The 12,531-nt window shown below is 49.0% G+C and carries 14 protein-coding genes; 12 read left to right on the top strand and 2 right to left on the bottom strand.

Going from position 1 to position 12,531, the window contains the following annotated elements; genetic code table 11:
* The 4 genes from NT140_10430 to NT140_10415 all read left to right on the top strand — a co-directional run.
* The coding region (locus NT140_10430; protein MCX5832279.1) for a sigma-54 dependent transcriptional regulator at positions 1-823 on the top strand (823 nt) is incomplete at its 5' end.
* Positions 824-1,109: 286 nt separating this feature from the next.
* Positions 1,110-1,511: a response regulator gene (locus tag NT140_10425; protein ID MCX5832278.1), complete on the top strand. Its 402-nt coding sequence runs from the start codon at positions 1,110-1,112 to the stop codon at positions 1,509-1,511.
* Positions 1,508-2,617: a hybrid sensor histidine kinase/response regulator gene (locus NT140_10420; GenBank protein MCX5832277.1), complete on the top strand. Its 1,110-nt coding sequence runs from the start codon at positions 1,508-1,510 to the stop codon at positions 2,615-2,617. The genes NT140_10425 and NT140_10420 overlap by 4 nt, the downstream gene beginning before the upstream one ends.
* A 161-nt stretch (positions 2,618-2,778) precedes the next feature.
* On the top strand, positions 2,779-2,985 hold the full coding sequence (locus tag NT140_10415; GenBank protein MCX5832276.1) for a hypothetical protein: 207 nt from the start codon (positions 2,779-2,781) through the stop codon (positions 2,983-2,985).
* A 187-nt stretch (positions 2,986-3,172) separates the two neighbouring features.
* Here the strand turns inward: NT140_10415 and NT140_10410 are convergent, their stop codons facing one another.
* On the bottom strand, positions 3,173-4,465 hold the full coding sequence (locus NT140_10410) for an OFA family MFS transporter (protein ID MCX5832275.1): 1,293 nt from the start codon (positions 4,463-4,465) through the stop codon (positions 3,173-3,175).
* A gap of 206 nt (positions 4,466-4,671) precedes the next feature.
* Entirely contained in the window at positions 4,672-7,371 is a 2,700-nt protein-coding gene (gene fdhF, locus NT140_10405) for a formate dehydrogenase subunit alpha (GenBank protein ID MCX5832274.1), read from the bottom strand.
* 283 nt (positions 7,372-7,654) lie between these two features.
* On the opposite strand from fdhF, the gene NT140_10400 reads away from it, so the two are divergent.
* The 8 genes from NT140_10400 to NT140_10365 form a co-directional block, all read left to right on the top strand.
* Positions 7,655-8,071, top strand: a complete 417-nt coding sequence (locus NT140_10400) for an ATP-binding protein (GenBank protein MCX5832273.1) — start codon at positions 7,655-7,657, stop codon at positions 8,069-8,071.
* A gap of 22 nt (positions 8,072-8,093) precedes the next feature.
* Positions 8,094-9,419, top strand: a complete 1,326-nt coding sequence (locus NT140_10395) for a 4Fe-4S dicluster domain-containing protein (GenBank protein ID MCX5832272.1) — start codon at positions 8,094-8,096, stop codon at positions 9,417-9,419.
* A 167-nt stretch (positions 9,420-9,586) separates the two neighbouring features.
* The gene (locus NT140_10390; protein MCX5832271.1) at positions 9,587-9,961 is read left to right on the top strand and encodes a DRTGG domain-containing protein; all 375 of its coding nucleotides are present in this window, start codon (positions 9,587-9,589) and stop codon (positions 9,959-9,961) included.
* Positions 9,936-10,352, top strand: a complete 417-nt coding sequence (locus NT140_10385) for a serine kinase (protein ID MCX5832270.1) — start codon at positions 9,936-9,938, stop codon at positions 10,350-10,352. The genes NT140_10390 and NT140_10385 overlap by 26 nt, the downstream gene beginning before the upstream one ends.
* 29 nt (positions 10,353-10,381) lie before the next feature.
* Entirely contained in the window at positions 10,382-11,128 is a 747-nt protein-coding gene (locus NT140_10380; protein MCX5832269.1) for a PHP domain-containing protein, read from the top strand.
* Positions 11,122-11,670: an ATP-binding protein gene (locus tag NT140_10375; GenBank protein MCX5832268.1), complete on the top strand. Its 549-nt coding sequence runs from the start codon at positions 11,122-11,124 to the stop codon at positions 11,668-11,670. The genes NT140_10380 and NT140_10375 overlap by 7 nt, the downstream gene beginning before the upstream one ends.
* Before the next feature lie 28 nt (positions 11,671-11,698).
* Complete coding sequence (locus NT140_10370; protein ID MCX5832267.1) at positions 11,699-12,193, top strand: NAD(P)H-dependent oxidoreductase subunit E; 495 nt, start codon at positions 11,699-11,701, stop codon at positions 12,191-12,193.
* Positions 12,194-12,231: 38 nt separating this feature from the next.
* The coding region (locus tag NT140_10365; GenBank protein ID MCX5832266.1) for a (2Fe-2S) ferredoxin domain-containing protein at positions 12,232-12,531 on the top strand (300 nt) is incomplete at its 3' end.

Raw genomic sequence — 12,531 nt, 5'->3', positions numbered from 1 at the left:
CACCATCCACAACCTGAGCCGAAGGGCGGACAGACCTTTCGTCCCGGTGGATTGCTCGTCCCTGGTCGAAAACCTCATGGAGAGCGAACTCTTCGGCCATGTGAAGGGGGCATTCAGCGGGGCGACCGAGTCCCGGGAGGGGCGGTTTCAGATGGCCGACCGGGGAACCCTCTTCCTCGACGAGATCTCCAACATCAGCCTCAACATCCAGGCGAAACTGCTGCGGGTAATCCAGGAACAGGAGGTCCCCCGGGTCGGTAAATCGGCGCCCGAGAAGGTGGATGTCCGCCTGATTGCGGCATCCAACCGGGATGTCCGAACGGAAATAGAAGCCGGCCGGTTCCGGGAGGATCTGTTCTACCGAATCTCTGTCGTCCCGATCCATATCAGACCCCTGCGGGAACACAAGGCTGATATCCTGCCCATCGCCCAGCATTACCTGGATGTGTATGTCGCTAAGCACGAAAGCAAGGTGCGCCGCCTCTCCGAGGAGGCGAAGAAATCTCTTGTTTCCTATCGCTGGCCCGGAAACGTTCGTGAGCTGAAGAATACCATCGAACGTCTCTGCGTGCTGTGCGATCAGGAGGTCGTCAACCCTTCGGAGATCTTCTATTACGGACAAAGCGAGTGGGCCAAGGCTCCTGTCGTGGACGCCTCCTCGGGCAGAATGACCCTGATCGATGTGGAAAAGGAGCATATCATCAAGGCCCTGCGCCATTTTCAATTTCAGATCAATACGACGGCAAAATTCCTCGGCATCGACCGGAAGACGCTCAGGATCAAGATGCGCAATTACGGTATCACAGTGGAGTCCCCGCAATGAGCCGTCTGCCTTTGCCCGGGGTTATCTTCCTCGTTTATGGGGAGTTTTACCCCGCGACTGGTTGCCTGCCACCCGTTTGTCCGTAAATATCTTAGATATATCAATGTGTTGAAATCTGGCATCATCCTTGCTGCCGTTGGTTAGTACCATTCCGTATCCGGATTCCCGTCACGGAACGTCCCGACGGGCAAAACAGCGGCGCCTGGGATTCGATTCCACAATTCGCTGTCCGATATCCTCTGCGGAGGTGCGGGGGGATCCAAATAAACGAAGGAGGTGATAAGCCATGACCACAAAGAAAAGAATTCTTCTGATTGACGATGACAAAGATTTCCTGTTTGCGACGAAGCTGATTCTCGAGAAGGGGGGGTATGAGGTGTTCCTGGCGGAAGACGGCAAGACCGGCGTGGAGATGTGGAAATCCGTAGCCCCCGATCTGGCCATCATCGATATGATGATGGAGACGTGGGGGGAAGGGTTTTCCGTCCTTTCCAAGATCCGTGCCATGGATACCGGGAAGGATACCCCGCTGTTCATGCTGAGCGCCGTGGACCTTCAGGGGCCCTACGGTTCATTTGAACCGCCGCCGGAATTTCCCAAGGTCAACGCGGTCCTGCAAAAGCCCGTGAAGGCGGAGGATCTGCTCCGGTACATCGCTCGGGAATTGGGTGGAAAGAAGACGTCATGATGAACTCGCCGAACTCTCTCGTTCTGATCATAGATGACGAATCATCCATCCGGGACGGGTGCCGGCAGGCGCTGGAAAAATCCGGCTATACCGTACTGGATGCGGGGGAGGGGGACAAGGGGATCAAGATCGCCCGGGATGCCAAACCGGATGTTGCGTTGATTGATCTCAAGATGCCGGGGATGTCGGGGATGGAAATCATCGAGATCCTCTCCCGGGATGTGCCGGATACGGTCCTCGTCATGATCACAGGCTACGCGACGATTGTCTCGGCGGTGGAGGCCATTCAGAAGGGGACCTACGATTATCTCCCGAAACCCTTCGACCCCGATCAGTTGCGGGCGGTCGTCCGGCGGGCGGTCGAGCATCGCAACCTGAAAATCGAGGCGAGGCGGTTGCGGCAAGAGAAGGAACGTATGGAAAAGAGCTTTATCACTTTCGTGAGCCACGAAATGCGTTCCCCGCTGGTTGTTATCCGTCAGTACATCGAAGCGCTCAAGGCCATTGCCGGCGATCGCCTCGACCGGGACATGACGGAGATCATCGAGAGGTGCGGCGCCCGCATACAGGGGCTCGAGACCCTGGTCGAGCACTGGCTTGACATCAGCCGGATCGGGGAGGGCAGCTTCGTTTGGAAGAAGGAACCCTTGAACCTGATTCAATTGATCGGGCGAAGCATGGAAGAAATGGCCCCCATCTGCAAGGAAAAGGGCATTCTGCTCAAGACGGATCTGCCGGATCAGCTTCCGGAAATCCTCGGTGATCAGGAAAGTCTGCTCCGGGTCTTTACCAATATCATCGGAAATGCAACAAAATATACCCCGGAGAATGGCGGAATCACGCTTACGGCGACGAGCGACGATTACCATGTCACGGTCCGCATTTCCGATACGGGAACGGGGATTCCTGCGGACAAGCTTCCTTTTATTTTCGAACCGTTTTACCGGGTGAAAGGAAAAGAAGAGCGCCAGAGGGGGTCGGGTCTTGGACTGACCTTCTGTAAAAGAATAATGGAATTGCATGGCGGAGAGATCACGGTTACGTCCACGGAGGGTCAGGGATCGACATTTCTGCTGAAGTTTCTCCCGCATGTACGGCCGGAGTAAACGATGGAGCATCCCGCAACTCCTTTCCGGCAGTTCTGAGTACCGTTTTCAATCAGAAGAGGGGTTTCCCAAAAAGTGAGCCTTGTTTCCGTTTCCCTTTTATTTATTTACGTAGGGGCGGGTTTGAAACCCGCCCCTAATTTTCATTCGTTGGAGCAGCCATGAAATACGATGATGAAAAGTTTTATCAATTTCACGCCAAGGATCTCTCCGACCGATGTTTCACATGCGGTCAGGGTGCGGCGAGGCTGCTGATCGTCCGGCAAATTGCCGGCATGATGCTCGTTCACCTGTGTCCCGACTGCATGGTCGAACACATGGACGATTATCTTCTTGACAACACGCGGCCCTGGGTCGGTGAAAAATAAGGTCATTCAGGCGGAAGGGCGAATGGCCAGGGGGTCTTCAGGCCGCAAAAATTACAAGAAACAGGGGTTTGCCATTTCTGTTGCCCTGTCGTGTACCTACTTCTTTCTCATAATGCCTAAACAAAAGCCCCTTCAGCTTTTTAGACTGAAGGGGCTTTTGTTTTAAGACAGGGGGAAATAGCTTCTTTTAACTGTTTTTACCTTTCGGTGGTTTGTAGGCCAGGGCTATGAAAAAACCAACAGTAAGAAGACCAGCGGCGATAAACAGCGCCTGGGGTTTGAAAGCCTCAAATACATAGGGGCCGATGAGACCGGCTACGCTCCATGCGGTAAGCATAAAGCCATACACCTTGCCAATATTAGCCGGACCGAATGAGTCAGCGGCAAAAGCAGGCATCGTAGCGAATCCTCCACCATAGCAAGCCAGGAGATAGCAAGATACCACCATGAAAAGATAATAGCTTGCCACATATCCTTTGGCAACCAGTACATACATAATGGCCTGGGTGGCGAACATGATTAAAAAAACCATTTTGCGACCGATATTATCGGATATTTTCGCCCAGAAAAGTCTTCCCAAACCATTAAATATGGCTGCATAGGCCACAATGGCACCACCAGCGGCGGCGACTATGACGAGCTGTTCCGGAGTTAAATCACCAGTTAACCCATAGGTCTTTTTGTAAATATCCTGGGCAAGCGGAGAGTGCTGGGAAATGAGGCCCAGACCAGCGGATACGTTGAGGCACAGCATGGACCAGAGCATCCACCATTGAGGCTTTTTAACGGCTTCGCCCAAGGTGAAAGAATTAGCCGCGGAAACAGTGCTTGCGGGTGGCTTGAAACCGGCGGGCAGCCATCCTTGAGGAGGATTTTTGAAAAACTGCGCGGCTCCGGTTACAAGGATCAGGAATATCACACCCCAGATATACCAAGTGGTGGATACACCGGAGGCGATTATTTTGCCGGTGGGGTCAATCTGCTGGTAGGACTTGATCATGATCGGAGCTATTTTTCCCATAAAAAAAGCGCCAGCGCCAAAGCCCATAACGGCCAGACCGGTTACCAGACCTCGTTTATCAGGAAACCAGCGGATCAAGGTGGCAATTGGGGTTACATAGCCGAAACCATTTCCCAAGGCGCCAATCACGCCAAAACCAACATACAGAAGAGCAATACTGCCCACCTGATCAGCGTAACCAGCTACCAGGGTTCCGACACCGAAAAGAATACCACCAATTGTGGCCACGAAACGGGGGCCCTTCTTGTCAACCAGTGTTCCGCCAAAGGCGGCAGCCGTTCCAAGGATGCCCATGAGAATCATGAAGGTGTACTGAACAGTCTTGCCATCCCAACCATGCATTTTCATCAAAGGGTTTTTAAAGACAGACCAGGCGTACACGGTGCCCAGACAGAGCTGCATGACAACAGCGGCCCCAGCGATCAACCATCGCTTACTTTCCAAATTTTCATTTGCCATTCACATTCCCTCCTTGCCTTTTAAAGGCTAAATTAAGTTGGTGACACTTCAAAAAACCTTGGCATTGGAATTATAAAGGGCTTTTATCGTGTCATGTACAAAACAAAAAAGACACACGTCCTATACATTAAAGAATATGCCCCTTGCAAGAGGCATATTCAGTTTTTCTGATATTTTTTACTGGACAATATCCTGAATAACGATGATCAGGCAGCTTCCAGTTTTACCGCACAGACTTTATATTCAGGAATTTTGCCTATGGGGTCCAAAGCCGGATTGGTCAGCAGGTTAACCGCTGCCTCCGCAAAATGGAAGTTCATAAATATTGTTCCTTGGGCACTTTTCCTGGTTATTTGTGTTTTTGCCTTCAGCGTGCCGCGTCTCGATGTTACTTTAATCATTTGTCCTTCTGTTATGCCGAGTTTGGTGGCATCAATCTCATTGATTTCAATAAGACTTTCAGGACACCGCTCGTTTAATCCCGATGCCAGACGCGTCATCGTGCCTGTATGGTAGTGATAAAGCACACGGCCTGTGGAAAGAATAAAAGGATATTCCTTATCGGGAAGTTCCGCCGCCGGTATATATTCAACCGCGTGAAAAAGTCCGAGACCTCGCGCAAACCTGTCTTTGTGCAAAAATTTGGTTCCCTGGTGTTCCGGCGTGGGACAAGGCCATTGGATGCCCTCTTTTTCAATACGTTCATAACTAATTCCCGCGTAACTCGGCGTGACCTTTGCAATTTCTTCGAAAATTTCCTTTGCTGACGAGTAATTCATCGGATATCCCATTTTCGTGGAGATTCCGGCGATTATTTCCCAATCCGGTTTGGCTTCTCCCGGAGCGTTTACGATTTTTCTTATTCTCTGAACGCGTCTTTCAGTATTGGAGAAGGTGCCGTCCTTTTCGGCGAAACTGGCCGCAGGTAGAACCACATCCGCGATCTCGGCCGTTTCGGTCAGGAAAATATCCTGCACAACAAGCAGGTCAAGTTTTTGGAGTTCTTTTTTCACATGGTGCAGATCCGGATCGGAAAGAAGCGGGTTTTCGCCCATAATATAGATGGCTTTAATATCGCCGCGTCCGGCGGCAGTCATCATCTCGATTATTGTCAGACCGGGTTTGCCTGATAAAGTCGCGTTCCATGCTGTTTCAAATTTTTTGCGCGCTTCTTCATTGGCCACCGGCTGATAAGCGGGGAAAACATTGGGAAGACCGCCCATATCGCAGGCGCCCTGAACGTTATTTTGGCCACGCAGAGGATTGACCCCACCGCCTTCTATGCCGACATTGCCGCAAATCATGGAAAGATTAGCGATCGTTTTAACATTGTCCGTGCCACTGATATGCTGGGTTAGACCCATAGCGTAAATAATGCTGGCGCGGTTGGCTTTGGCATATAGTCGCGCCGCTTTTTTCAAATCCTCCGCAGGCACGGCAGAAATTTTTTCCACATATTTCGGTGTGTATTTTTCCACGGTGGCCTTTAAAGCTTCAAATCCTTCGGTACGTTCCGCCACATATTCTTTGGCATAAAGGCCTTCCGCGATGATAACATTCATCAGGCCATTGAGGACCGCAACGTCAGTTCCCGGTTTCTGGCGTAGCCAAATATCGGCGTATTTGACCAAATCAATTTCCCGGGGATCGATAACTATTAACTTTGTCCCTTGCTGACGCACGGCCCGTTTTACTTTCATACCGATAACGGGATGGTTTTCAGTGGTATTAGTTCCTGTTGCTAAAATTAAATCGGTAAATTCTAATTCGTCGATAGAATTTGTCATTGCTCCACTACCGAATGCTGCGGCCAGACCGGCCACGGTAACAGAGTGTCAGAGTCGGGCGCAGTGATCGACATTATTGGTGCCAATTGCCGCCCGCATAAATTTTTGAAAAATGTAATTTTCTTCATTGGTGCAACGCGCCGATGAAAGCCCTGCGATGCTATCGGCGCCGTTTGTCTTCTTAATCGAGGCAAGTTTATCGGCAATGAAGGTGTATGCTTCATCCCAAGTGGCTTCTTTTAAATCCTCATTTTTATTGCGCCGGATTAAGGGTTTTTTCAGGCGGTTAGGATGCTGGATGAAATCCATCCCGAAGCGGCCTTTCACGCAAAGACTGCCATCATTTGGTTTTCCGTAATCGCGATTTCCCGATATTTTGACAATTTGATCGTCTTTAGTAAAGACATCCATTTGACAACCGACACCGCAGTAAGTGCAGGTTGTGCGTGTTTTGGCAAGTTCCCAGGGACGTCCGGCAAATTTTGCCTGTTTAAAAGTTATTGCTCCTGTGGGGCATACTTGTAAGCACTCGCCGCAGAAAACGCAGGTAGAATTTATATAATCTGCATCAAATGCCGGGCCTACTTTGGCATACGAACCACGATTGGAAAAATCGAGCACCTCATTGACTTGAATTTCGTTGCAGGCGCGGACACAGCGTCCGCAGAGGATACATTTGTTGAGATCGCGCTGAATCATCGTATTGCTTTTGTCCAATGAATAACCGGGAGGTTCGATATCAAAGCGGGGTTTTTCAATTTTTAACCAATAAACCAAGTCTTGTAATTCACATTGACCGTTTTGCTCGCAGGTAAGACAGTTATGATCACCTGATGACCAGAGCAACTCGATGACCATCTTCTGAGCATCGCGAACTTGTTTGGTATCGGTGCGGATAACCATATCCGGGCTTAACGGCATGCAACAAGATGCTACGAGGCTTCTGGCTTTTTCCACTTCTACCAGACACACCCGGCAAGCTCCTACATTGGTTGTTTTGGAGTAATGGCAAAGGGTGGGGATAAAAATGCCATTGGCTTTAGCACATTCGAGAATTGTTTGACCGGGCTTTGCTTCGACTTCTTTCCCGTCAATTGTAACTAAGATCTTCGTTTCCATTATCCATCTCCAGTTGAATATATTAAAACATACGCTCATCCTATTCTACGTGTGTTGCTTATAATTGCATCCCGCCATTTTGTCAAACATAAAGAACGTTTTATTCAATATAGTCATTAAAATTAGTTTTATGAATAACTTCAATGACTTCTGCTGTAAAGTGGTTAAGGAGTGTTCCCTGCTTTTCGATGTAAAACAGATGCCAAATATCCCTTGACAAGCAAAAACAGCCCCCCTATACTCCCAGCCACCGAAAGGAGACATGTGATACGGCATGGGGACTATGCACTGGGAATTTCCGGTTACCGGGGGGAATTTCAGCAGCGCCGGAGAGGCGGCCGGCAAAATAAAGAATATTCTCAAGAAGCTTGGTATCGCGTACGAGGTGATCAGGAGAGTATCGATCGCGAGTTACGAGGCCGAGATGAATATAACGTCATACGCTGACGAGGGCAAGCTGCTTCTGGAAATCGATCCGCTGGAGATAAGCATTACGGCGTCTGACAAGGGGCCCGGTATCCCGGATATCGCTAAGGCGATGCTGGAGGGTTTTTCGACCGCGACGCCGGCGATCCGCGAGATGGGCTTCGGCGCGGGGATGGGACTGCCCAACATTCAGCGAGTGGCGGATTGGATGGTGATCAATTCAACGGTTGGCAAGGGGACCGAGACCAAGTTCAAAATTTTTCTGAATACCTGACCTGAAGGCGTGGGTGTCCTGTATGAGCGATTTTCACTCTGTGAGGCTTATTGATGATAAATGCAAAGGCTGTACGCATTGCATCCGAACGTGTCCGACTGAAGCGATCAGGGTCCGCAACGGCAAGGCGATTATCATAGGCGAACGCTGCATAGACTGCGGGGAGTGCATCCGAACCTGCCCCAACGGCGCGATGATTGCGGTGACCGAACAGCTCAGCGAAATCCAGAAATACAAATACAAGATTGCCATTCCCGCACCCTCGTTCGTCAGCCAGTTTTCGCGCAGATACAAGATTGAGAAGGTTCTGTCGGGATTCCTGTTCATGGGCTTCGACGAGATTATGGAGGTCGGACTGGGCGCTGATCTGGTTTCGGCTGCGATTACGGAGTATCTGAATTCTCTCGGCGCACTGCTGCCGAGGCCGGTAATTTCGTCGGCGTGTCCGGCGGTGGTACGGCTTATCCAGGTCAAGTATCCCGGACTGGTCGGAAATATCATGCCGATGCAGTCACCGATGGAGATTACGGCGCGCTATGTGAGGCGAAAGGCCGCCGAAAAGACGGGCGTCAATCCGTCGGAGATCGGGGTTTTCTTTATTACGCCCTGCCCGGCCAACGCTACGGTAATCAAGCAGCCGATCGGGATGGACCGTTCAAATGTGACGGGAGTTATTGCGATCCGCGACATGGTGAATTTCGTCAAATTGAATTTCGAGAGGATCGTGGAAAAGTCAGATATACAGCGGGCGTCAAACATCGGGATAGGTTGGGGGCGCCGCGATGGGGAGATCGAAGCGATAGATATTCCGAACCGGCTCTCCGTTGATGGGATACACCACGTTTCGAAGATGCTGGAGAAGATCGAGGAGGGCGGGTTCAGGAACATCCATTTCATGGAGGCCCGGGCATGTGTAGGCGGCTGCGTGGGGGGGGTGCTGATGGTGGAGAACCCGTTTGTGGCCAAGCTGAAGCTGGACCTCGTATCGAAGGAAATCGGAAGTAAGAATATCGAGTTTTTCAAGAAAGTGCAGTCTGAAATTCCAAAGGAAGATTACCTCCTTGGTGCGAAGATTCTGTCGCGGCCGATTACGTCGTTGAGCCCGGATATGCGCGAGGCGATGCGGAAATTGAAGGAGATCGAGAGCCTGACGTCGGATTTGCCGGGGATTGACTGCGGATCTTGCGGTTGTCCGACGTGCCGGGCGTTCGCCGAGGATGTGGTGAACGGCCTGGTGATTAGGATGGACTGTCTGTTCGATCACCGGCAGCGGGTGCAGAGCCTCGCGCAGGAGATTTTTGCATTGGCCGGGAAGCTGCCGCATGTAATGCAGAACAAGGAGGCTTGACTTGGAAACCAAAACCATGTTAAAAAAACCCCAATTAACCCCCACGCTCGGCACGGGCACAGCGAAACATGAAAATCCCCCCTTAACCCCCCTTTGGTAAAGGGGGGATGGGGGGTATTTTCATATCAAAGAAATGTCTGCTTTGTGGGTATTACAAGGAGATTTAATTGAAATTAAGTGAAATAAAAGAAATTCTTAATGCTGATGTAATTGTTGGTGCAGAGCATCTGGATTTGGAAATAAAGACCGCGTTTGGGGCTGATTTGATGAGCGATGTTTTAGCCTTTGCCAAGACGGGGAGTCTTTTGCTGACGGGCTTAACCAATAGCCAGGTAATCCGAACCGCCAATATTCTCGATATTGCCGCAATCATTCTGGTTAGAGGCAAAAAGCCTTCAGCTGAAACTATTAATCTGGCCAAGGAACTTAAAATTCCTCTACTGACAACAAAATTTATTTTATTTGAAACAGCCGGCCGTCTTTACGCTAAAGGGATCGTAGGTTGCCTGGAAAAAGTTGAAAAAGACAGTGCCCGTAGCTGAAAATTATTTATATTGCAATTGTTTTGATATCGAAGGTGGAAATTTTAAAATGAATTTAGAAACAATAGTCAAAGAATTGAGCTTGGATGTGAGATGCGCGCCGGAGAATCTTAAAAATAATGTCACCGGAGGTTACACGGGAGATCTTTTAAGCGATGTTATCGCAAATTCCCGTGAAGGTTATATATGGATAACAAGGCAGGTGCACCAGAATATTGTCGCCGTGGCAAGCCTGAAAGATCACGCGGGCATTATTCTGATTAATTCCTGCCAACCAACAAAGGAAACTTTGGAAAAAGCCAGTCAGGAAAAAATACCGTTAATGGTTTCGGACTTGCCTGCCTTTGAGCTAACCGGCAAAATTTATAATCTATTAGGGAAAAAAGATTAATCCCCTTCAGCCACTTTCCGGAAAAAACAATGCTGAAAGTTTTCAACTGCGATCTGCATGTCCACACCTGCCTCTCACCCTGCGCCGAGCTTGATATGCACCCGATGGCTTTAGTGCAGCAAGCTATCGAAACCAAGCTCGATATGATTGCCATCTGCGATCATAATTCTTCAGCAAACGTTCCCTACGTACTCAAAGCCGCCAAAGCGAGCAAGTTGAAGATACTGCCCGGCATGGAAATCACAACAAGTGAAGAAGTGCACCTTTTGGCGATATTTGATTCCATGTCCAAGCTAACTCTAATGCAAAACATAATTGATCAGCATCTTGCCGGAGTTAATGATGAAAACCTTTTCGGCGTCCAGGCTATCGTCAATGAAATTGGCGAGGTGGAAGGGATCAATAATCAATTCCTGATCGGCGCGACTGATTTATCACTAGATACACTGATTGGCCGTATTCATGAATTTGAGGGACTGGCTATTGCCGCGCACATAGACCGGGAAAGCTTTAGTGTCCTGAGTCAGCTTGGATTTATTGATGATCATGCGGATTTTGACGCTCTCGAAATAACGCCTCGCACGGGTTTTGAGCAAGCCAGAATTAAATATTCGGAACTCAGTAAATTCTCATTTATTGTTTCCTCCGACTCTCATTTCATAAAAGATATTGGACAGGGCTTTACGCGCATGATTCTTGGGGAACCGACATTTACCGAATTAAAAATGGCTTTAAAAAAACAAAATGGCCGTTACGTTATGGAGCAGCCGTGTTAGAACTGGCCGCGCATATTCTGGATATTGCCGAAAACTCCGTTCGGGCAGGCGCCAAACTAATTGAAATCGCTATTAATGAAGATACGGCAAACGATTCTCTTTCCATAGAAATTATTGATGATGGTCACGGGATGAATCAAGAAGAGATAAAAAAGGTTTTAGATCCATTTTATACAACAAAAACTGTCCGGAGCGTTGGTCTGGGCATCCCGCTTCTTGCCGATGCCGCCCAAAGATCCGGCGGAAGTCTGCAAATTGAATCTCAGAAAGGCAAAGGAACTGCTGTTAAATCAACCTTCTGCCTCAGTCACGTGGACAGGCAACCTATGGGGAATCTCATCAGTACGTTAATTATTCTCATTGCCGGTAATTTAGATGTTGATTTTTTTTACAAATACAGGCATAACAACCAGCGGTTTGAATTGGATACTAGAGTAATACGTAAAGAAATCGAGGATGTACCCATTAATCATCCTGAAATATTAACGTATATCCGGGAAGTTTTAGAAGAAGGTTTAAGCGAAATCAAGCCTGAGGCTTAACTTGCCCCAAAGATCGAGGAGGAATTGAATGAAATCGGAAGACACAGAGTTGTTGAAGGAGTTCACACCTGAACAGGTAACAAAGTTAGACGGCATTATTGAGAAATTTAAGGGTAAGCCGGGCGGATTAATCCCGGTATTGGAAGAGGCACAAGTTGCTTTGGAATTTATTCCCCTATCCGTGCAGAAGAGAATTGCGTCCGGGTTGAATCTGCCACTTAGCCGCGTTTATGGCGTTGTGACCTTTTACTCATTTTTCACCATGACCCCGCGAGGTAAGCACACTGTTCGCGTCTGCCTGGGCACTGCCTGCTACGTCCGTGGCGGCAAGGCGTTAACCGACGCTCTGGAAAAACAATTCGGTATCAAACAAGGTGAAACCACTGCTGACCGTATGTTTACACTGGAGAGCGTCCGTTGTCTGGGCGCCTGTGGATTAGGTCCTGTTGTGGTGGTGGATGATGATGTCCATGGTCGGCTTAAACCCGGCAAAGTTAAAGAAGTTTTAAGTCAATACGATTAATATAATATTTCTGGCTGATAAAAATGGAGGAAACGCCGATGGCGAAACTAACTATTGATGATTTAAAAAAAATTAAGGAAAAAGTACACAAAGAGATGTCTCTGCGTGATGGCGACCGTCGCGTCAAAGTCACCGTTCATATGGGAACTTGCGGTATTGCCTCCGGTGCCAAAGAAGTAATGGATACACTGCTTCAGGAAATTGAAACCGCTGGCGCAAATGATGTTATCGTTACTACATCCGGTTGTATGGGACTTTGCAGCCGCGAACCTCTGGTCACTGTTGAAGTTTTAAATCAAGTACCGATTAAATATGAATACATGAACCCCAATAAAATG

The sequence above is a fragment of the Deltaproteobacteria bacterium genome (genome assembly GCA_026388415.1).
Lineage (GTDB): Bacteria > Desulfobacterota > Syntrophia > Syntrophales > JACQWR01 > JAPLJV01.
The sequence above is the reverse complement of the archived record's forward strand: the minus strand, read 5'-3'. Positions and strand labels throughout refer to the sequence as shown.

Coding starts and splice junctions, on each gene's coding strand:
- NT140_10425 (MCX5832278.1), top strand. CDS start 1,110: ATGACCACAAAGAAAAGAATTCTTCTGATTGACGATGACAAAGATTTC.
- NT140_10420 (MCX5832277.1), top strand. CDS start 1,508: ATGATGAACTCGCCGAACTCTCTCGTTCTGATCATAGATGACGAATCA.
- NT140_10415 (MCX5832276.1), top strand. CDS start 2,779: ATGAAATACGATGATGAAAAGTTTTATCAATTTCACGCCAAGGATCTC.
- NT140_10410 (MCX5832275.1), bottom strand. CDS start 4,465: ATGGCAAATGAAAATTTGGAAAGTAAGCGATGGTTGATCGCTGGGGCC.
- NT140_10400 (MCX5832273.1), top strand. CDS start 7,655: ATGCACTGGGAATTTCCGGTTACCGGGGGGAATTTCAGCAGCGCCGGA.
- NT140_10395 (MCX5832272.1), top strand. CDS start 8,094: ATGAGCGATTTTCACTCTGTGAGGCTTATTGATGATAAATGCAAAGGC.
- NT140_10380 (MCX5832269.1), top strand. CDS start 10,382: ATGCTGAAAGTTTTCAACTGCGATCTGCATGTCCACACCTGCCTCTCA.
- NT140_10370 (MCX5832267.1), top strand. CDS start 11,699: ATGAAATCGGAAGACACAGAGTTGTTGAAGGAGTTCACACCTGAACAG.